This is a genomic window from Bifidobacterium catenulatum PV20-2 (assembly GCF_000800455.1).
GTDB classification, from domain to species: domain Bacteria; phylum Actinomycetota; class Actinomycetes; order Actinomycetales; family Bifidobacteriaceae; genus Bifidobacterium; species Bifidobacterium kashiwanohense_A.
Map to the genome: position 1 here is coordinate 1,797,734 of NZ_CP007456.1, position 23,349 is coordinate 1,821,082.

7 protein-coding genes, 3 rRNA genes and 1 pseudogene are annotated in these 23,349 nt (G+C 56.4%); all 11 read right to left on the bottom strand.

Annotated features, from left to right (window positions below; genetic code table 11):
* Nucleotides 1–20 precede the first annotated feature (20 nt).
* Complete coding sequence (locus AH68_RS07850) at nt 21–3,149, bottom strand: alpha-mannosidase (RefSeq protein WP_039199128.1); 3,129 nt, start codon at nt 3,147–3,149, stop codon at nt 21–23.
* 325 nt (nt 3,150–3,474) lie between these two features.
* A 5S ribosomal RNA gene (gene rrf, locus AH68_RS07855) occupies nt 3,475–3,592 on the bottom strand.
* A 203-nt stretch (nt 3,593–3,795) separates the two neighbouring features.
* Nucleotides 3,796–6,872: ribosomal RNA gene (locus AH68_RS07860) — 23S ribosomal RNA — on the bottom strand.
* Nucleotides 6,873–7,315: 443 nt separating this feature from the next.
* Nucleotides 7,316–8,835 (bottom strand): 16S ribosomal RNA (locus tag AH68_RS07865).
* Together the 16S, 23S and 5S rRNA genes form the textbook arrangement of a ribosomal RNA operon.
* Before the next feature lie 642 nt (nt 8,836–9,477).
* Entirely contained in the window at nt 9,478–11,040 is a 1,563-nt protein-coding gene (locus tag AH68_RS07870; RefSeq protein WP_052189195.1) for a DNA polymerase III subunit epsilon, read from the bottom strand.
* Nucleotides 11,041–11,611: 571 nt separating this feature from the next.
* Nucleotides 11,612–12,268: a peptide deformylase gene (locus AH68_RS07875; RefSeq protein WP_003835375.1), complete on the bottom strand. Its 657-nt coding sequence runs from the start codon at nt 12,266–12,268 to the stop codon at nt 11,612–11,614.
* 63 nt (nt 12,269–12,331) lie between these two features.
* On the bottom strand, nt 12,332–13,714 hold the full coding sequence (gene glmM, locus AH68_RS07880) for a phosphoglucosamine mutase (RefSeq protein WP_039199130.1): 1,383 nt from the start codon (nt 13,712–13,714) through the stop codon (nt 12,332–12,334).
* A gap of 274 nt (nt 13,715–13,988) precedes the next feature.
* Nucleotides 13,989–16,598, bottom strand: coding sequence for an aminopeptidase N (pepN, locus tag AH68_RS07885; protein WP_039199131.1), 2,610 nt, complete (start codon nt 16,596–16,598; stop codon nt 13,989–13,991).
* Between the two features lie 195 nt (nt 16,599–16,793).
* A pseudogene (locus AH68_RS07890) lies at nt 16,794–18,904 on the bottom strand (ribonuclease J).
* 209 nt (nt 18,905–19,113) lie between these two features.
* Entirely contained in the window at nt 19,114–20,019 is a 906-nt protein-coding gene (dapA, locus tag AH68_RS07900) for a 4-hydroxy-tetrahydrodipicolinate synthase (RefSeq protein ID WP_039199986.1), read from the bottom strand.
* A gap of 287 nt (nt 20,020–20,306) precedes the next feature.
* The gene (locus tag AH68_RS07905) at nt 20,307–23,189 is read right to left on the bottom strand and encodes a heavy metal translocating P-type ATPase (RefSeq protein WP_039199134.1); all 2,883 of its coding nucleotides are present in this window, start codon (nt 23,187–23,189) and stop codon (nt 20,307–20,309) included.
* Nucleotides 23,190–23,349 lie beyond the last annotated feature (160 nt).

A 23,349-nucleotide genomic window follows, 5' to 3' on the forward strand; every position in this document is an offset into this window, starting at 1 on the left:
CTACGTATTTCATATCGGAGTCAGTAGTGCGAGATACGCAGCGTGGCCAACTGGAACGGGGCGAGATGAATATGGGCGCCTTGGGCAAGCATCGGTTCGCGGGATTCGAGACAAATCGGCAAATCCTCGGGCAATCCGTCGCCTTCCATAACGTCGGTTTCTCTTATCAGGCCGTCACCAATCGATTCCGTCAGATGCAACATGGCTTCGGCATGGCCTCCCGCGGCCTCATACAGTCGTATTACAAGATCTCCCGAACCATCATCAGCCAATTTCACCCAATCGATGATTGGCATGCCAGACACGGTTTCCAAAGATACTAAAGGATCGAATACAGGAACATTGCCAATTATCGGCGCATTAAGCTCCGCTGCTGCGTGAAGGGTACGGGCCAGACTCGCGTCAAGTATGACGGACCATTGAAAATCATGCGGTCCGATATCCTCTTTTGGATCCGGAAACACCGGTGAGGATAGTAACGACAGTCGGAACATCGTACCGTTCACACGACCGGTAGATCCATTCGTGGCGATGGACGTCACATCGGAACCATATATGGAACCGTTGGCAATCGCTACGGAATAGCCCGGCTCGTTAAAACGTACAAAACGACGCGTGCAGCTTTCGTATTTCGCTTCGTCGGAAGGAGTGTTGCGATGTATCGGCCGCTCAATCAGACCATATTGGCAATCGTACTGCGCGATGGACGCAACAACAGACAACGGAAAACCGACTTTGAGGAAACGCTCCCGCTCGTGCCAGTCGACGTGAGCGGCAAAATCAAGCTGTTTGGCTTCACTACGCAACGTTATCGTAGTGTCGATACGGCTCTGACCAAATTTGGTGCGCACAACCACATAGGCCTCATCATCCCCTGTTTCCGTGGAAATGATGCAGCCACTCGCCAAAGTTTCATAACGAAGAAACGCATCGCGCTCAATCTCCCAAGCATCCCAAACGGACGGCTCGTCTTTCAGCAATTCGTAAGAGCCAAACCTCATGCCATCGGGGACGATCTCACGGCCAGCCTGAACATCCTTCAAAGATGAAACGGTGCCGTCAGGCTCGATGACGGTCTCGACAAGACCATTGGACAGGATGACACCTCCTGTAGCGGTATGGGTCAACGAAACTTGCGTACCAGCCACAGGTTCGGCGGGAACCGCTCTCCATGCGTTGCCATCGACCCGATATTCTGCGATTCGCGCACGTTCCAGCACAGGAGCGTCCGGTCTGGCGCAACGCAGTACCGCACATGCCGAATCAGCAATCATTTCAAGTCGTTTGATATCACGCGCATAATCCGTACGGGCTTCACGATGCACCCATGCGATTGCGGAACCGGGAAGGATGTCATGGAACTGGTTGAGCAGCAGCGTTTTCCAAATATCGTCAAGTTCGTCGGTTGGATACATGTAGGATGAGTCGGCAATGGCCGCGGCGGCGCACAAATACTCCACCGCCCGTAGCCACGTTTCCTCGTTACGACATCCGCGCTTCATCTCTTGCTGGGAGGTAAGCGTGCCTCGATGCAGCTCCAGATAAAGCTCACCATGCCATATTGGACTTTCTTCACCTGCCTCGTCTACAATCTGCTTGCGTATCATATCGAAAAGTTCGTCAGGCCCACTGGTTTCGACTTTAGGTAAACCTTCAAGATCATGAAAGCGTTTCAGACGGCCCAGCATCTCACGCGTGGGACCGCCGCCGCCATCACCATAACCGAACAACATAAGGGCGCAATCGGAAAGATCCTTATCACGGAAATTGTGTTCCGTATACATAAGTTCTTCCGCAGTTACACAAGCCGAATAAGTATCAGAAGGCGGAAAATGCGTAAGGATACGCGTACCGTCGATGCCCTCCCATTGGAAGGAGTGGTGTGGAAACTTAGTAGTATCGTTCCATGAAATTTTCTGCGTAAGAAACCAGTCGTATCCGGCCCTTCGCGCGATCTGAGGCCATGCACCCGTATAACCGAAACTATCTGGCAACCAGATGCCATGTGGCTCAGCTCCCAGATGTTCACGGAAATACCGTTTGCCATAGGCAATCTGGCGAATCAACGATTCTCCGGCTGGGAGATTGCCATCAGACTCAACCCACATGCCGCCCACGGGAATGAACCGTCCCTGTTTAATACGTTGCAGCATGCGGGCGAATAGGTCCGGATGGTCCTGTTCAAGCCAGGCGTACTGTTGCGCCGAACTCATCGCGTATGTGAAATCAGGATACTTATCCATCAATGCGAGCACATTCGATACGGTGCGTGCCACTTTGCGGCGGGTCTCACGCACCGGCCACAACCATGCGGAATCGATATGAGCATGTCCGACCGCACTGACGTGCAAAGCAGAAGCGTTAGCCGGCTTAGACAGCACTTCAGACAACGCTTCACGTGCTTCGACAACGGTATCCGGATGCTGTTCATCAAAGATGTTCAAAGAACGTTGCAAAGCCTTGGCTAGCTGGTAATAGCGTGTGGATTCCTTATCCAGCAAAGTTTTCATCAATCCTTGGATAGCATCTAAATCCAAGTGGTATTCTTCGAAGCGTTCATCGTATTCGGTTAGTTCAGCGGTTCGGAATACATATTGCGTCTCAGGTTTTCCAGTAGCATGATTCCCCAGCCCGGTTTCATCGAAAGTGGTGATACCGAGTATCAGCGGATTGCAGGCCGCTTCAACATACACGGTGAACATGTCATCGTTCCCGATTGCCATATGACACGTTCCATCGGCATCAATGAACGGCACCCAGCGATTGCGCGGATGCAATGCTTTGAGAACCGTGCCATCTGACCGATAGACCATGCCTTCAACATGTCCACCTACCGAATGATCAAGCCATCCTAAATCAATAGACAGTTCCAAGGGCTTGCTTTTCGGATATCCCGTTGGCAGTTTTCCTCTCAGCCGAAACCAAGTGGTGCCCCAAGTGGTTCCCCATACGGAACCTACAGCGAACGGTCGGAATGGCACATCGCCTTTGGATTCATGTACGAAAAAATCTGTCGCAGGCATAGGCTCTCCGGGAATGTCAAAGGCTTCAATGGAGAGAGGCTCTATGGTGCGATGAATATGTGGACGGACGCGTTGTCGAATAACTCGTTCACATCGTGCAAGCTGCTGATCGATGTTCAGGAACATCGCTACCATCCTTACCGATTCCGTTCCACAAACCGTATTCAGCAAACCGTATCATATACCGTGTCAAAAGCACGTTCCGAAAAAAGATCTGTTCACCAGAAGCCTTTGTGGAATAACAAAAATTCCCTTTGGAAACCCGAAACGGACCGAGCCGACCGGGAACAGGAAAAGCCTTCCGCGCGCCGCGGGAAGCGAACACCAAAAGGCAAACAAAAAAGGGGGTTCCCGGAGCCGAAGCCCGACGGGAACCCCGTGCGAATAAAAAAAAAGAGGACCCCCCGGGAATCCCGCCATGGGACTCGACCGGAGGATCCTCCGACGTTGAATGCGGCGGCGTGCTACTCTCCCACACCCTCTCGAGTGCAGTACCATCGCCGCGACCAGGCCTTAGCTTCCGGGTTCGGAAAGGGACCGGGCGTCTCACCTGGGCCATGACCACCGCAAAACCAAACACAACGGCCAACCACAAGGATCGGCCGGCAAACGGAACCAACCACGATTCCGATCGTGGCGGTCCGGGAACCGGACAACGGACGCGAACAAAACGCCTTACCAACATCATCATTGTGACCACAAGAAACAGCGTTCCCTGCCATCCAACGAGAAAAACCACCACAGGACGAGACCCAACCCACAAGGGTTGGAAAGTGTGCCGCGTTCGCCCGTTAGTACCGGTCGGCTCCACCCCTCGCAGGGCTTCCACCTCCGGCCTATCGAACACGTGTTCCACATGCGGGCTACAGACGCTCCGAAAAGCGTCAAGGAATCCTAATCTTGGAGCAGGCTTCCCGCTTAGATGCTTTCAGCGGTTATCCCTCCCGAACGTAGCCAACCGGCCATGCCGCTGGCGCGACAACCGGCATACCAGAGGTCCGTCCACCCAGGTCCTCTCGTACTATGGGCAGGCCTCCTCAGGATTCCAACGAGCGCAGAGGATAGAGACCAAACTGTCTCACGACGTTCTGAACCCAGCTCGCGTGCCGCTTTAATCGGCGAACAGCCGAACCCTTGGGACCTGCTCCAGCCCCAGGATGCGACGAGCCGACATCGAGGTGCCAAACCATCCCGTCGATATGGACTCTTGGGAATGATCAGCCTGTTATCCCCGGGGTACCTTTTATCCGTTGAGCGATGCCGCGCCCGTGCGCCGGCACCGGATCACTATCTCCGACTTTCGTCCCTGCCCGAACCGTCGTTCTCGCAGTCAAGCCCGCTTGTGCGATTACACTCGAAACCCGATTGCCAACCGGGCTGAGCGGACCTTTGAGCGCCTCCGTTACTCTTTGGGAGGCAACCGCCCCAGTTAAACTACCCGCCAGGCACTGTCCCTGACCAGGATCACTGTTCGAGGTGAGACGTCAAACGAGAACAGAGCGGTATTTCACCTTGCGGCTCCACGATGGCTGGCGCCACCGCTTCGAAGCCTCCCGCCTATGCTACACAATCCGCGCCTAACGCCAATACCAAGGTATAGTAAAGGTCCCGGGGTCTTTTCGTCCTTCTGCGCTTAACGAGCATCTTTACTCGTACTGCAATTTCGCCGAGCTCCTGGTCGAGACAGTGGGGAAGTCGTTACGCCATTCGTGCAGGTCGGAACTTACCCGACAAGGAATTTCGCTACCTTAGGATGGTTATAGTTACCACCGCCGTTTACCGGGGCTTGAATTCACCGCTTCACCACAAAGGCTGACGGATCCTCTTAACCTTCCGGCACCGGGCAGGCGTCAGTGCATATACAGCGGCTTGCGCCTTCGCATGCACCTGTGTTTTTGGTAAACAGTCGCTACCCCCTGGTCTGTGCCACCCCAAACGCTCCGAGGGCAAGCCTCTTCACGTCCGGGGGTCTCCCTTATACCGAAGGCACGGGAGTGATTTGCCGAGTTCCTTGACCAGGATTCGCTCGATCGCCTTGGTATTCTCTACCTGACCACCAGTGTCGGTTTGGGGTACGGGCGGCAACGCCCCTCGCGCCGAGGCTTTTCTCGACGGCCTGGACCACCGGATATCGCGTCAACAAAGACGCCCATCATCGCACCTCACCCACGTGCCCCACGGATTTGCCTATGGGACGGGCTGCGTGCTTGACCACGGAAAACCACCTCCGCGGCCGGCTCCCATTCCGTGTCACCCCTGTGCGCTAACCTACCAGGACTACGCTCCCAACAGCCGCGAGCCCCGAACCCCGAAGGGAACGACGCCACGCGACCGGAGGTTAGTACTCATCCGTTCAGTTCGGACGGTTCGCTGCCGGTACGGGAATATCCACCCGTTCATCCATTCGACTACGCCTGTCGGCCTCGCCTTAGGACCCGACTCACCCGGGGACGACGAACGTGGCCCCGGAACCCTTGGTCATCCAGCGGACGGGATCCTCACCCGTCTCTCGCTACTCATGTCTGCATTCTCGCTCCCCCGAAGTCCACGGCCGGCTTGCGCCGCCGCTTCGCCCCTCGGGGACGCTCTCCTACCCAACGGTCGAAAAGACCGTTGCCGCGTCTTCGGTGGTGTGCTTGAGCCCCGCTACATTGTCGGCGCGGAACCACTAGACCAGTGAGCTGTTACGCACTCTTTCAAGGATGGCTGCTTCTGAGCCAACCTCCTGGCTGTCTATGCGACTCCACATCCTTTCCCACTTAGCACACGCTTCGGGACCTTAGACGACGATCTGGGCTGTCTCCCTCTCGACGACGGAGCTTATCCCCGCCGACTCACTGCCGGAATACACATCCACGGTATTCGGAGTTTGGCTGCTATTGGTACCCCACACGGGCCCGCAAGCATCCAGTAGCTCTACCCCCGCGATGCAATCAACCGACGCTGCACCTAAATGCATTTCGGAGAGAACCAGCTATCACGGAATTTGATTGGCCTTTCACCCCTAGCCCCAGGTCATCCCCCCGGTTTTCAACCCAGGTGGGTTCGGTCCTCCACGCGGTCTTACCCGCGCTTCAACCTGCCCAGGGCTAGATCATCCCGCTTCGGGTCCAGGGCACGCGACTCAAAACGCCTTTTGAGACTCGCCTTCGCTACGGCTCCCCCACGACGGGTTAGCCTCGCCACGCACCACTGACTCGCAGACTCATTTTTCGATAGGCACGCCGTCACCCCACCAGGGAGGCTCCGACGGATTGTAGGCGCACGGTTTCAGGAACTCTTTCACTCCCCTCCCGGGGTGCTTTTCACCTTTCCCTCACGGTACTGGTACGCTATCGGTCAGACAGGTATGCTTAGACTTACCCCACGGTCGGGGCCGATTCACACGGGATTCCACGAGGCCCGCGCTACTTGGGACGCATGATCGGAAGACGGCAAGCTTCCAGGTACGGGGCTGGCACCCTCTGCGGCCAGGCCTTCAAGCCTGTTCCCCTGGCAAGCCGTTTTATGACTCCCGCCCGGTCCGTCGGAACCGGGACACACGCTCCCACAACACCACGGACGCAACCCCCGACGGGTATCACGCGCCCATGGTTTGGTCTGATCCGCTTTCGCTCGCCACTACTCACGGAGTATCCCTTCCTGCAGGTACTGAGATGTTTCACTTCCCTGCGTACCCCCGGAACAACAAGGTTCCGTGCCGGCCCATGACGGCCGGCGGGTTGCCCCATTCGGAAATCCTCGGATCGAAGCCATGTTGGAGGCTCCCCGAGGCTTATCGCATCCTCAAACGTCCTTCATCGGTACTGTCTGCCAAGGCATCCACCATACGCCCTTCAGGGCGGCACACGCCCGAAAAACCTGATAATAGCTTTTCTACGCCAGACGACAGATCATCACACTGTAAAAAATGATCACAAAACGATCGATCTCGAAACCAGACTCCAAAAAAAGAGCCTGGCGAAATCGCGATAAAGCAAGCAGGACAACAATCCTGCATTGCTCGCGTCCACTATCCAGTTCTCAAACCACCACGCGCCCCGACAAGACCCGGCCCGCGGCCACAGACCACGGCGTCCGCCAGGGGCATCCGGAAAACCGCACGCGACCAAACGTCGCGGGTGGCGGTCCGGGAACCCAAAAGCATACCCATACCACTCCCCGCAGGCCCCCAACGGAACCCGCGAAGCCCACGATCTCTTCCACACCAGCACGCCCACACCCTCCGAAGACTCTCTCCGGCATGCGGGCCACACTACGGACGCCGACCGGCGTCCTGAAAAACTCCGTAGAAAGGAGGTGATCCAGCCGCACCTTCCGGTACGGCTACCTTGTTACGACTTAGTCCCAATCACGAGTCTCACCTTAGACGGCTCCATCCCACAAGGGGTTAGGCCACCGGCTTCGGGTGCTACCCACTTTCATGACTTGACGGGCGGTGTGTACAAGGCCCGGGAACGCATTCACCGCGGCGTTGCTGATCCGCGATTACTAGCGACTCCGCCTTCATGGAGTCGGGTTGCAGACTCCAATCCGAACTGAGACCGGTTTTCAGGGATCCGCTCCACGTCGCCGTGTCGCATCCCGTTGTACCGGCCATTGTAGCATGCGTGAAGCCCTGGACGTAAGGGGCATGATGATCTGACGTCATCCCACCTTCCTCCGAGTTGACCCCGGCGGTCCCCCGTGAGTTCCCACCATCATGTGCTGGCAACACAGGGCGAGGGTTGCGCTCGTTGCGGGACTTAACCCAACATCTCACGACACGAGCTGACGACGACCATGCACCACCTGTGAACCCGCCCGAAGGGAAGCCCCATCTCTGGAGCGGTCGGGAACATGTCAAGCCCAGGTAAGGTTCTTCGCGTTGCATCGAATTAATCCGCATGCTCCGCCGCTTGTGCGGGCCCCCGTCATTTCTTTGAGTTTTAGCCTTGCGGCCGTACTCCCCAGGCGGGATGCTTAACGCGTTAGCTCCGACACGGAACCCGTGGAACGGGCCCACATCCAGCATCCACCGTTTACGGCGTGGACTACCAGGGTATCTAATCCTGTTCGCTCCCCACGCTTTCGCTCCTCAGCGTCAGTAACGGCCCAGAGACCTGCCTTCGCCATTGGTGTTCTTCCCGATATCTACACATTCCACCGTTACACCGGGAATTCCAGTCTCCCCTACCGCACTCAAGCCCGCCCGTACCCGCGCGGATCCACCGTTAAGCGATGGACTTTCACACCGGACGCGACGAACCGCCTACGAGCCCTTTACGCCCAATAATTCCGGATAACGCTTGCACCCTACGTATTACCGCGGCTGCTGGCACGTAGTTAGCCGGTGCTTATTCGAAAGGTACACTCACCCGAAGGCTTGCTCCCGATCAAAAGCGGTTTACAACCCGAAGGCCGTCATCCCGCACGCGGCGTCGCTGCATCAGGCTTGCGCCATTGTGCAATATTCCCCACTGCTGCCTCCCGTAGGAGTCTGGGCCGTATCTCAGTCCCAATGTGGCCGGTCGCCTCTCAGGCCGGCTACCCGTCGTAGGCTCGGTGGGCCGTTACCCCGCCGACTACCTGATAGGACGCGACCCATCCCATACCGATAGAATCTTTCCCAGCCCACCATGCGGAAGGCTGGAGCATCCGCATTACCACCCGTTTCCAGGAGCTATTCCGGTGTATGGGGCAGGTCGGTCACGCATTACTCACCCGTTCGCCACTCTCACCACCAAGCAAAGCCTGATGGATCCCGTTCGACTTGCATGTGTTAAGCACGCCGCCAGCGTTCATCCTGAGCCAGAATCGAACCCTCCACAAAAACCTCGTGGAAAGACATCGAATAGATGACTCTCAAAAAAAGAAACCGACATCCGTTTATCAGGAAAACGGACTGTCCGCAAAACCCCGTCCCGTTTGACCGGCCTCCCGGCACCACGCCAAACGCGCGCGGGCCGTAAGACGGACTGGCAATCATTGACTATAAAGAAGTAGTACAAATACGCTCTTGAGTTCTCAAACCACCACCACTCACCCACCTCGAAGCACCCAGCCGGGGAACCACTCGCCGAGCGGCAGCGAAGAGTCAATCTACACGAAACCGGCCACCCACGCAACCCGGCCCATCATGAACGCCCCGTGAACCATTGGAAAACAACGCATCCACCGGCGTGTCGAAAACACGGGAAAAACGGGCGGCCGACGCCACCGCGCAGCGAGAGGCCGTCGGAAAACCCCGAAAACACCCACCACAAACCAACATCCGGGCGTGTCGCAACTGCGGTGAGTGAATGCGCGTAGCTGAAGGACAAATACAAGACAACAAGCGGGCAAAACTTCCAGCGGGAAAACAACACGACTACGCTTGGCACACATTCAGCAGCGTCAATTCGCCCATCCAGCCTGCATTATGCTATCCAGCTTGCGTCTTGCCGACCCATTTGCGAGAGACTCCACCTACCGCCTACCAACGCTTGCCACACCGTTTGCCGCCATTGCCGGGTCTGCCAGCTGCGCTCCAGGGGCCGCGCCCCTCGGCATGCAGCACACCAAGATGATGCTTCATGGCGACCAGCATGATGTGCGTATCTTCCAAGCCTAGATGCCGTTCACTTTGGGAAGCGTCCAACGCACCCTGACGTTTGGCATACGCATCCAACGTGTTATTGCCATACGGATGCTCATCATCGGGAATCGACCCCTCATCCCAACGACGGCTCATCGGCAACGTGTCAATGATCGTAATATTGCCGGCACGATAGCTTTCCGCATATCCGGCGACATTCAACATGAAAAAGCTGTGCTCGAACCGGGCGTTGTGTGCAACGTACGGCTGCTGTTCAAGCCGTTGCAGCAATCCGACCTGCGCTTCGGGCCATTCGTCAAACAAACGGAAGTCCGTGCCGGCACGATCGCGCACGTCGATACCGGTAAGGTCGAGGATCAAAGGGTTGCCGAGCAGCGCGTTCTGTGCAGGAACTCCGAAGGAAAGACGCGCCTGTCCGTACGCGTCGCCGGCCTCGTAATAGCCCTGTTCGTAGCAGTAGCCCAAGGGTTCGCCGGACGGACGCGGCGAAATCATGTTCATGAATTCGAACCCGGCGTCGATGATGTACACGCGAGCCGGATCCGTGCCTGTGGTTTCAATATCAATGCCCATCACCGTGTCGAGGTCACGGCCAGGGAGGTAGGCATCACGCCAATCCGACTTTTTGTAATCCGCCAAACGTCGAGCTTGCGCAGCCTCCGCCGAGTCAGCGGAACTTCCAAAAGAGCCAAAAGAACCGCCTGCACCCGTGCCAGCAGAGTCAAGGGCCCCATAATCGAACACACGCGAACCTCCCGGACTCGTCACCCCGCTCAAGTTCGCGCGCGACATGGCGTACTCGCTGGCACGTTTCTGCTCACGTTCTGCGGCACGACGTTCGGCACGACCATTGACGATCTGTGCGGTGCGATCCTGAATATCGTCGAGGTTCACACGGTTGTCCGCTCCGGCAACAGGCTGCAGCACGGGCACCGTCACTCGTTCCCGGCGTTCTTCGGCAATAGTCCACAAGCCCGTCGCAACGCCAATTCGACGCAACATGGCGATTTCGTCACACAACCGACGGTTCGCATATGCGAGCGCGCGAGGCAAACGGTAAGAAGCGATCAAACGATCGAAATCCGTCATGAAAGCGGTGTTGCATTGCGCGATGATGGATTCGAGACGGTCGCGTACCGTCAGATCCTTTTTCAGCAGATTATGCAGCTGTTGGGCGGATAATGCCGAATCCTGCATGAAATCCGTTGTCTCCGGAGTCGGCAAAAGCGCGGTATCGGCGGCGTTCAATACGGCAATCAGGTCGATGCTTTGGTTTTGTGCGGCTCCAATGCCGTGTTCCAAGTCGAGGGATGCGATCCACTGCCAGTCGATAAGCTGGTTGTCGGCGTTTTTCGGCATCGATGCCGACCATTGGTTGATGTCTTGCTTGGCTTCAGTAAGCCAGGAACGGCCCGTCTTTGCTTCGTTCATACTTTGCATGGTAGCCGAGAGGGGGCGCAGTACACGTCGACGCCCACGAAAAACATGCTGCTTCTCGGATAGCGCAATCTCCTTTTTTCAAGATTCGAAAGCGTATCTTTAATTCGTTTATTCCGCTGAATTCAATACAGGAAAGAAAATAATGTTGCGAAAAACGATTATGTTCACAAAAAATACCTTGCTTGACTGTGTCCATGCACGTTGCGCACGTAGTATGACGTCGCGTACGAAATCGTTTCGCCATGATGATGACGCAGATGGTGCTGGAAATATCACGCGATATAACGCTGCGAAAGATAATCTTGCGAAATGCAAACATGGTTACGTGCATACGTGCGTGTGCCGTGGGGAATACGATGCGTGCGCGCATTACACGGGACATACAAACGATGGCATGACGAAAAAATGATGGCATAACGAAAAAAGGGAGAGGCTCGTAGGCCTCTCCCCCTTGTTAGGTATTCACGGATTTCCGCAACGATCGGATTCGTAACAACCGGATTCCGTGTTGATTGGATTCCGCAACGCCTTTGCCGCACATTATGCGCTTACAACGGCGCTTACCCCTAAGTTACAGTTCGAATCCGAGTTCGGCTGCGGCTTCGTTAGGAACCGGATCGTCGCACCAGAAATCCTCAAGATTCTCGTTGGTGGCGAGGCTGCGGATTTCCGCCTTGTCGATATACAGTTCGCCGCTTAAATGGTCGGTTTCGTGCTGGAAGATGCGGGCTGGCCAACCATGCAGATGCTCCTCATGCTGTTTGCCGTCTTCATCTTGCCAGCGGGCGGTGATGTCAAGCCAGCGCTTGCGTACCGCCTGATAGCCGTCGAAGCTCAGACAGCCTTCGTAGAAGCTGCGGGTTTCGGTGCCGATCGGCTCATAGCTGGGGTTGATGATGACATGGAACGGGAATTCGGCCGCTTCACGCGGATCATCGTCATCGTCGTCACGCACATGGTCTTCCACCACGGCGAGGGCCAGTCCAAGACCGATCTGGGTTGCGGCGAGGCCCACACCCGGCGCTTCGATCATGGTGACGCGCATGGTTTCGATGAGTTTGTCGAGCGTTTTGCGGCTCAGCTGGCCTTCGTAGGCCGCGGTCTGCTGGCGCAGTACCGGTTCGCCTGCTTGCACGATGGGGAGCAGTTGTTCCTTGCCGCCGGTTTTTATGAGTTTTTCAACCTCGCGGTTGAGTTCGAGGTTGACTTTCGAATTGCGTCCAAACATGGGTTTCCTTCGCGTATTGGTTCAGGATTTTGGATTGCCGAATGATGTGTATCGGCAGTGTGGTTACAGGGCGAGTTCTTCGGCTACGACTTTGGCGAGACGGTCGCAGACCTCGTCGGCCTGCTGTTGGGTTTCCGCTTCGGCCATAACGCGCACGAGCGGTTCGGTGCCGGACGGGCGCAATAGCACGCGGCCGGTGTCACCGAGCATTTTCTCTTCGCGTTCGACGGCCGCCTGCACTTTGGCATTGGTTTTAGCCGCGAGCTTGTCGACGTTCGGCACGTTGATGAGGGTTTGCGGCAGTTGCGGGAAGTCGGATGCGAGTTCTTTGAGGCTTTTGCCGGAGTTGACCACTTCGTTGCATAGGGTCAATGCTGTGAGGGTGCCGTCGCCGGTGGTGGCGAATTCGCGGTTGATCACGTGTCCGGACTGTTCGCCGCCGAGCGAATAGTCGCCGCGCAGCATTTCCTCAAGCACGTAACGGTCGCCCACGCCGGTTTGCACGGTTTTGATGCCCATGGAACGCAGGGCGAGTTTCAGGCCGAGGTTGCTCATCACGGTTACCACGAGGGTGTCATGGTTGAGCTTGCCCGCGTTCTTCTTGGCGCGTGCGAGAATGCCCATGATTTGATCGCCGTTGACCATGGTGCCGTCTTCGTCCACGGCGAGGCAACGGTCGGCGTCACCGTCGAAGGCCACACCCAGATCGGCGCCGGAAGCCTTGACCATGGCCTGCAGCTGTTCGGGGTGTGTGGATCCGGCGTTCTTGTTGATGTTGTAGCCATCTGGCGAAGCGTTGATTACGATCACGTCTGCTCCGGCGCGGCGCAACGCTTCCGGCGCGACCACGGAGGTGGCGCCGTTGGCGCAGTCGGCCACGACTTTCAATCCTTTCAGCGGTGTCGGCTGGGACTTGTCGGGTCCGATGGGAGCGATGGTGGACACCAGATGGTCGATATACAGGTTGGTTGCGGTTGCCGTGTCGTGGCTGATGCGGCCCACGCCGGCACCGGTCGGGCGTTCCCAATCCTGGCCGAGCACGCTTTCGATTTCGTCTTCTTTGGTGTCAGGCAGTTTGAATCCGCCACGTGCGAAGAATTTGATGCCGTTGTCGGGCATGGGATTGTGGGATGCGGAAATCACGGCACCCATTTCCACGTTCAGCACGGAAGTCAGGTATGCGACACCCGGAGTCGGAATAATGCCCGCGTCGATCACGTCGAATCCGCCTGCGGACATGCCTGCGGACAGTGCTGCCGCAAGAAAATCGCCGGAAACGCGAGTATCACGGCCGACCAGTGCACGGCGACGACCGTCGAATTCGCTTTTGCCTTCGTCATCACCAAGCACACGCACTGCAGCATCGCCCAAATCCAACGCAAGCTGTGCGGTCAAAGCCCTATTCGCCAATCCTCGAACACCGTCTGTTCCGAACATACGTGGCATGAGTCTCAAGTCCTCGCTATCTCAAATTATATTGCCGTGCACCATCGTACTCAACGGGTTCACCATTCAACGAAATAGTCGACAACATGTTGCGATACCTGCATACTGCAGCATGGGACCGGCCTTTGTTTGGGATGGCTTGTCTGGAAGCAAACAAGCCCGGACTGGCAGCGAGATAAGTCACGCCGCCAGTCCGGGCTTATGATGCGATATCACAGAGTGATATCAAAAGTAGCTACTAAAAACAGCTACTGCAGTGGTATCAGGAACAGCATCAGAGGGACGCGTTGAAATCGCGCACCTTGAGCGTGCGATGCGACGATTCAACATTGCCGCGCACAATGCGCTGCAACGCGTTGTCGGCGTCCGCATGTGAAGCCAGCCAAGCATCACCGAGCTCCACCAGCGTGGCCGGATCGGCATAGCTCGGGTACAGGCCTTCCAGCAGAGCCTCAGCCATGTGGAAGGTCTTGTTCTTCCAAATCCAGTCGGCAACCTCGAAATACTTGGCCGCATAAGGTTCAGCCAAGTCGGCACGTGGAGTGGATGCAAAGCCGCGGGCCACGGATTCCAACTGCATGTTGGTCAGCTCGTCGTTGTGCAAAGCCTCGTTCCAAGCCCATTCCTTGGCTTCCGCAATGCCTGCGATCGCACGTGCACCCAATGCGAACTCACGGTTCTCAGTGGTTTCACGCTTGGCAAGTTCCGCGTCGATGTCGCTCTGGCCGATGGCGTTGATCGTGCTCAACGCGTTGATGATGGTCCAACGGAAATTATTGTCGATTTCCAAGCCGTCAAGCTTCACGGAACCATCGAGCAGACCCTTCGCATTTGCTTCGAACGCAGCATCGCCCGGCTCACCATAACCCAGATAGGCGGTGATCAGCTGGAACTGCTCGTCGGAACCGGCTTCGGCAGCCTGAGCCAGTTTGAACAGTTCGGCAGCCACATGCTCCACCACTTCGGCACGGTCGGCCGGAGCGGTGTAATGCCATGCGGTAGTGCTGATCTGCGCCAAAGCGTAACGGAACGTGGTGGACTCATGTTCCGTGGCGAGCGCAGCCAAAGAGGTTTCGACGAACTGCTTTGCCGGCAATTCGCCGTCACGAGTCATATCCCAGAAGGCAAGCCAAATCACGGAACGAGCCAACGCATCGTCGAAACGATACAGGTTCTCCGCAGCGAACTTGAGGCTCTTCTCATCGAAGCGCAGCTTCGTGTATGTCAGATCGTCGTCATTCACCAAAATCAGCGACGGACGTGCCTTGCCGGCAGCCGCTTCGACAATCGTCAGTTCTCCGTCAACATCAAGTTCGAACTGGTCGGTACGCACGATCTTGCCGGTTTCCGAATCCTCATTGTAGAAGCCGACAGCCAAACGATGCGCGCGCAGCACCGGATGCTCAGCCGAAGCGGACTGGCGCAACGCAAGCTGGCGAATCGTACCATCCTCGTTTTCCTCAACTTCGGTGGCGATGGTGTTGATGCCGGACTGTTCAAGCCACTGGGCGCTCCACGCCTTGAGATCGCGTCCGGACGTCAGCTCGAGTTCGGCCAGCAGATCGGCGAGCGTAGCGTTGGAGTACGCATGCTTGTTCAAATAGTTGTTGATGCCCTTGAAGAACTTCTCACGCCCCACATAGAACACGAGCTGCTTCAACACGGAAGCGCCCTTGGCGTAGGTAATGCCGTCGAAGTTGACATACGTGTCGTTCAGATCGTTGATCGGCGCAACGATCGGATGGGTGGTGCTCAGCTGATCCTGGCGAAGTGCCCAGCTCTTTTCACCGGAGCTGAACGTGGCCCAAGCGTCCTTCCATTCCGTGGCTTCGGCAGTGGCAAGGGTGGACGTGAACTCAGCGAAAGACTCGTTAAGCCACAGGTCGTTCCACCACTTCATGGTCACGTAATCGCCGAACCACATGTGTGCAAGCTCGTGCAGCACGGTGACGACGCGGCGCTCGGCATACGCGTCGGTGACCTTCGATTCGAACACGTACTGGTCGCGGATGGTGACCATGCCAATGTTCTCCATAGCGCCGGCATTGTATTCCGGCACGTAGATCTGGTCGTACTTGGCGTACGGGTATGGCACGCCCCAAGTCTTCGCATAGAAGGCAAAACCCTTCTTGGTGATATCGAACAGGTAGTCGACATCCTTGGCGAACGCTTCGGCGAGCGCCTGACGGCAGTACATGGCCATCGGCACGGTGCGGCCGTCTTCGTTGGCGTATTCGGTATGCCATTCGGCGTATGGGCCTGCGCAGATGGCGGTGAGATAGGAGCTCATGGTCGGCGTGGATTCGAACACCCACAGCTTGGTGGTTTCGGCTTCGTGCGTGCCGAGCGTGCCTTCTTCGGTAACGGTTTCGTTGTCGGTTACGGAGGCGGCGGGCATGTTGGAGGTGACGATCCATGACTTGGCTGCGAGCACGGAAAAGTCGAACACGGCCTTGATATCGGGCTGGTCGAACACGGCGTACACGCGGCGAGCATCCGGCACTTCGAACTGGGAATACAGGTAGATGTTGCCGTCGGACGGGTCGACGCTGCGGTGCAGGCCTTCACCAGTGTTGGAATACTGGCACAGCGCCTTGACGGTCACTTCGTTGTGCGCTTGGAGGTTCTTCAGTTCGATACGGCTGTCGGCGAACGCTTCGGCCGGATCGAGAGTTGCGCCGTTGAGCACGATTTCGCTCACTTCGGTGGCGATCAGGTCAAGGAAGCTGGTAGCTCCCGGCTCAGCGTCGAACGTGATGGTGGTTTCGGAACCGAAATTCTTAGCTCCACGGGTCAGATCAAGTTTGACCGTGTAATGAACCGGTGCTGCGATAACGCTTTTGCGTTCTTCCGCTTCGATTCGGGTGAGATTTGCTCCTGGCATGTCACTCCTTTTTTTATTGTGAAATTCCTATTTATGGAATAGGAGACGGCGCAACCGGTTGTGCCGGTTACGCCGTCCTTCTTTTGATTATGTAATCAACAATTATTGATGATCTGTCGATATTTCAATATTATTCCAATATTAATTTCACCGAAATCAGCGATATTGCGAAAATATTGACTATCTATCGATTCATCATTGCGCTGCATTCAATCCCATCGCTTCGTCAACATCCTGCGCGATATCGGCAACGACCGGAACGATCATCGGCTTGCGATGCAGCTGACGTGCGACCCAGCTACCCAACGTACGACGCATGATTTGCTGAAGCTTGTACGTATCGTGCGTGCCAGTCATCATCGCATCCTGCAATTGCTCGACGATCTGATGACGGACCTTGTCGAATTCGCTCTCGTCTTCGGCAACCGCGTTGAGATAGATCTTCGGACCGGCGACAACGTCAGCCGTTTCCGTATCGACAACAACGAAGCTCGACACAAAACCTTCCGTGCCAAGAATACGACGCTTCTCAAGCTCTTCCTCAGTAAGTTCACCAACGGAATCGCCGTCAACGTACACGTAACCGCATGGCACAGAACCGACAACGGCAGCCTGGCCGTGGTACAAATCGACCACATCGCCGTCTTCAGCAAGCACCACGTTCTGCGGATCGACACCCGTCTTAACCGCGATCATGCCGTTCGCCACCAGATGGCGGTTCTCACCATGAATCGGCATGGCGCACTTCGGCTTGACGATGTTGTACATGTACAGCAGTTCGCCCTCATTGCAGTGGCCGGACACATGCACGGCGGCATTGTCTCGATTGACCACGCGGGCACCAAGCTGCACCAGCTTGTTGATGATCTTGTACACGCCATGCTCGTTGCCTGGAATCAGGGAGCTCGCAAGAATGACCGTGTCGAATTCGTTGATGGTGATGTCGCGATGGTTGCCGTCGGCGATGCGGCCAAGCGCGGCCATCGGTTCGCCCTGGGAGCCAGTGCACATGTAGACGAGCTTATCGTCTTGCACGTCATGAGCCTTCTTCAGGTCGATGACCGTGTCTTCAGGAAGCCTCAAGTAGCCCAAATCCGCAGCAATGGACATGTTGCGGACCATGGAACGACCCACGAACACCACCTTGCGGCCATACTTATGAGCGGCATCAACAACCTGCTGCACGCGGTGCACATGGCTGGAGAAGCTGGCCACGATGATCTTGCGCGTAGCTTGGGCAAACGCCTGATCAAGCGCTGGACCAATGGTGGTTTCCGGCTTGACAAAGCCCGGAACCTCAGCGTTGGTGGAATCCATCATCAGCAGATCCACGCCCTTTTCACCAAGCTTGCCGAACTCCACCAAATCGGTGATGCGATGGTCGAGCGGCAGCTGATCGAGCTTGATATCGCCGGTATCGATGAGGCTTCCGGCCGGAGTCTGCACAAACACAGCCAGAGCGTCCGGAATGGAATGCGTGACGTTCACAAACTCAAGATTGAACGGACCAACCTTCAGCTTGTCGCGCCCCTTGACCTCAACCAGTCGCGGATTGATGCGATGCTCATTGCACTTGGCTTCAACGAAAGCCAACGTGAGTTTGGAACCGATCAGCGGAATATCAGGGCGAAGCTTCAGCAGGTACGGCACGCCGCCAATATGATCCTCGTGGCCGTGAGTGAGCACCAGAGCCTCGACCTTGTCGAGTCGATCCTTGATGTAATGGAAGTCAGGCAGGATCAAATCAACACCCGGCTGCTCCTCTTCAGGGAAAAGCACACCGCAGTCGATGAGCAGCAGGTGGCCGTTGTATTCGACCACGTTCATGTTGCGGCCGATCTCACCAAGGCCGCCAAGGGGCACGATACGCATGGAACCCTTGCGGTACTTCGGCGGAGCGATCAACACGTCATCCTGCTGGGGTGCGGTGGTCTGCGGGCAAGACGGGAATTGCGGCGGCTGCCGGCAGAAGAGCTTGCCGCATTGGAATTCTTGGAGTTCCTAGAAGTCCTGGCGCTTTTCACATTCTTGACGTTCTTCACGCTCTTCGTGCCCTTGGAGGAACCGCTGCCATTGCCGCGGGAACCGCCACGGGCGGAACCGGACGCATCGCCAGCGCGAGTGCCACGACCACCGCTACGGCTAGAAGACTTCGTCTTCTTGGAAGTCGTTTCGGCCTTGTTGGGCTTCTCGGAGCTCACAGACTTCGCGGATTTCACATCCGAGGTCTGGGGGTTTTCAGTGCGCTTGGCAGCTTTGCTGCCGCGCTTGTGCGTAGTCACTGTTTTGGTTTCTTCTATAGCCATTTCCTAGTTGGATTTCTATTACTAATTGTCTCCGCCTGTGCGGAAACGAGGAATTCAGTAGGTTTGCCGCATTACGACAAACGTATTACGGCAAACCGGTAGTCGCAATGCTTGCCGTAATCGTCGAGATTGATCACCATGATTGCTGTAATCGCCATTGCACATCAGTGCTGTAAACATCGCTGCTGCAGGTATGGCAATAATCGCAATCACAGCAAGCCGGAAGCGCGCATGCCATCCTCCGCGCGCTTAATCTCAGCTTCGCCCGGACCGACGTTCGGCAAACGCATCGTCGTGGAATCGAGAATGCCACGCACCTTCAGCGACGCCTTCGCCATAACAGCTTGGAAGCCGCTTCCATTCATCGCTTCGACCAGCGGGGCAAGCTGCACGGCAATGCGCTGCGCCTCATGAATGTCGCCGCGATCGAACGCAGCAGCCAAATCACGCATCGGACCGGATGCGGCATGCGCGATCACGGAAATAATGCCGACCGCACCAACCGAAAGGAACGGCAGGAACAGGCCGTCATCGCCCGAATACCAAGTCAAACCGGTTTCCATACGCTTACGCACGGCACCTGCGATATCTCCGGTGGCATCCTTGACTGCCTTAACATGATCAAGTTCAGACAAACGACGGTATGTTTCCAACTGAATATGCAAACCGGTACGGCCAGGCACATCGTAAACGATAATCGGCTTGTCGGCGGAATCATTGACCGCCTTGTAGTGGCGGAACACGCCCTCCTGCGACGGGCGCGAATAATACGGAGCAACCACAAGCACCGCATCGGCGCCCGCCTCCTGGGTCTGCTCCACCATGCGCACGGTGTGGGCGGTATCGTTGGAACCCGCGCCGGAAATAACGGGAACGCTCACCACATCTTTGACGGCCTGAACCAGCTTGACCTTCTCCTCCATGTGGGTGGTGGGAGACTCGCCCGTGGTGCCATTGACCACAAGGCCATCGGCGCCATCGGCAACAAGCTGCTTCGCAAGCTTCTGCGCAGCCTCGAAATCAACGGAACCGTCGGCCTTCATAGGGGTGACCATGGCCGGAAGAATACGTCCGAAAGGAGCAGGATCAAGAAGATGCATAGTACCGTCAGTCATAGTGTTAACGGTACTTCCCGCCACGGACGCCGAAGCATTCACGTTCGTGACCATACCGCAATATGAACTGCCTCACCGAGACCAAAATCCTCCAGTCACTGGAAGAATCCTCCCGCTGCCAAGCCTCCCACAGTCCAAAAACTCCCAGTCACTGGAAGAATCGGTACGCTTAGCCGCATACTCAGGCGGATTCAATCCAAATGACCTCACGACTTCGCTTTCCTGACCGCACAACACTCCAAACAGTGCGGCCAGAAAGAGGGAAACGTGCGGCCGCCAGAACAAACTCAGGCAAGGTATTGGGTGGGGTTCTGCTCGAACTTGGCAGCGCAGCCCGGATTGCAGAAGTAGTAGTCGGTGCCGTTGTATTCGCGGGTGGCCGCAGCGGTGGCCGGATCGACGCTCATGCCGCAGACCGGATCCTTGGCGAGCGCGCTCTGGTCGACACCGGCGGTGTGGCCGCCACAGCAGGAGTGCGCTCCACCCATGCCTTCCATGCCCTCGTGCATACCTTCCTTCTTGGCCTTGTGATCACTGAACAGTCCCATGATGAATCCTTTCTGGCTATGGTTGTTGTGATTATTATCGTTCGGGTTCGGCTGGCGAACCTGATACGTCTTATTTGCGGCACGCACCGCCTTGCCTGGATCGAACAGGCGCAGTCGACTCGCATTCGTCACCACGCACAGCGACGAGAACGCCATGGCCGCGCCCGCAATCATCGGATTGAGCATCATGCCGGTGAACGGGTAGAGCACGCCCGCCGCAATGGAAATACCAATGCTGTTGTAGCCAAGGGCGAATCCAAGATTTTGCGCGATATTGCGCATGGTGGCATGGGTCAAATCAAGCGCATGCACCAAACCCATCAGCGAGCCATTCATTAATGTCACGTCCGCGGACTGGATCGCCACATCCGTGCCCGTTCCAATGGCGAATCCCACATTCGCACGGGCAAGCGCAGGAGCATCGTTGATACCGTCGCCCACCATCGCCACCGTATAGCCTTGCGCCTGCAGTTTTGCGATTTCGTCCGCCTTGTTTTCCGGTCGCACTCCAGCGATCACATTGCTGACGCCAACTTGATTTGCCACGGCATGTGCCGTCGTTTCGTTGTCTCCGGTGAGCATCACCACGTTGACGCCATGTGATTTCAAGGCTGCGATGGCCTGCTGCGAATCGGCTTTCACCGTATCCGCAACGGCCACGATTCCCGCAAGCTCGCCGTCGATCGCTGCAAGCATCGGCGTTTTCCCCTCCGCCGACAGCCGTTCCATAGTCTCGATAATGTCATCGAGATCCTCGTTGCCGACGCTCGGCATGGCCACGTCAAGATCGTCGATCAGATCGGCATTGCCAACAGCGACACTATGTGACGCGACGTGCGCAGTGACTCCCTGCCCGGAAATCGCGCGGAATTGCGTTACCTCGCCTAACGTAAGATGCTTCTCTTGCGCGCCTGCAACGATCGCGGCGGCAAGAGGATGTTCGGAATCCCGTTCGGCACTGGCTGTGATCGCCAGCAAATCATCTGTCATTTCACGCCATTTTCCAAGCGGAAGCACGTCGGTCAACGACGGTTTGCCAGCGGTGATCGTACCTGTTTTGTCAAGCACGACAGCATTGATTTTGCCACACGTCTCCAGCGCTTCGGCGGAACGAATCAGCACGCCCATTTGCGCGGCGCGACCGGTCGAAACCGTTACGGAAAGCGGTGTGGCAAGACCCAATGCGCATGGGCATGCGATCAGAAGCACCGAAACCGCCGCCACCAGCGCATGCACCACGCGCGGTTCCGGCCCGAACGCGAACCACAATGCGCACGACCACACGGCGATCAGTACCACAATCGGCACGAAAATACCGGAAATCTTATCCGCCATGCGCTGTACCGGAGCTTTGGAACTTTGCGCGGATTGCACCAATCCAATGATCTGCGCGAGCACCGTATCTTTGCCGACTTTTGTGGCACGATACCGCAACGATCCGGTACCGTTGATCGTGGCACCGGTCACACTGCTGCCAGCCTGCTTCAGCACCGGCATGGATTCGCCGGTGATCATGGATTCGTCGACAGACGATGAACCGGAAATAACCGTGCCGTCAACGGGAAGTTGTTCGCCTGGACGAATCGCAATAATATCTCCGGCCAACACCTGATCGACCGGAATTTCCTCTTCGATTTCATTACGCACCACGCGAGCGGTTTTCGGCTGCAGTTTCGCCAATGCACGCATGGCTTCTCCCGTACCGACGCGAGCGCGCGCTTCAAGCAATTGCCCGACCAGCATCAGCGTGATGACCACACCAACCGCTTCAAAATACGGTTCTCGAGCATTCTCAGGCAGAATCTGAGGCACAAACGTGACCACACACGAGTAAGCAAACGCGAATACCGTACCCAAACTGACCAATGCGTTCATTTCCGGAGAGCGGTGAATGATCGCAGCGAAACCGCTACGGAAAATCGGTAATGCGGCATAGCACATCACCGGCAGCATCAGTATGAACTGCGCCCAATTCGGCATTGGATACAGCATCAACATCGTAGAAGCGAATACCGGAATCGTAACGATGGCAGACACAATAAGCCGCGTAATCAATGCTCGCATTTCACGAGATGCGTAAGAATCATCTGAAGAATTAGCAGAAATAGAAGAAAAATCAGAAGAAGTATCAACAGATTCATGCGATGTTTCATCAACAGCAGTCTGTTGCGATTGCGCAGGAACATGAGATTCTGCATTATTCGGATTTTCTTCCGACGCTGAATGCTCGTCCTGCATTGCAGCATGATGTTTTCCCGGCAGCACACGTAACGTGCCATGCAGCATGTTCATACCGCATGCAAAACCGTACTCCCCCGGCTCATCAGGATGAATCGTCAACGTCGTCGTACGGAAAGGAGGCAGCGCAAGGTCGACGCCAAAATCGGAAAACACCACATGCGACGAGCATTCGCCATCTTCCTTGCGATCGAAAATCAATCGCAAAGGCAAGCCAGCCTCGGCTTCGATGACCGCCGGACTGTACCCGCCTTTGACTTCGACGACCGCCTCTTGCACACCGTTGCCGACGCGGGCTCGGAACGCTTTGCGCGGCGCGAAAAAGAACCACAAAACGGCTGCCGTCACAGCCAATGCGACGATGATGGCGATCAGAGCCTGCATGTTTCACCGGTTTCCATATTACATTCGTTTTCGATTCGGACAGTCACACTGTATACCAGCATTTGAGCTGATTGCCAAGAGTCAGCGCACAGCTTTATTACGTAGGTATACGACGATATGAATAATCCCCAAATCGCCGATGCCTGAAATAAGCCAACAT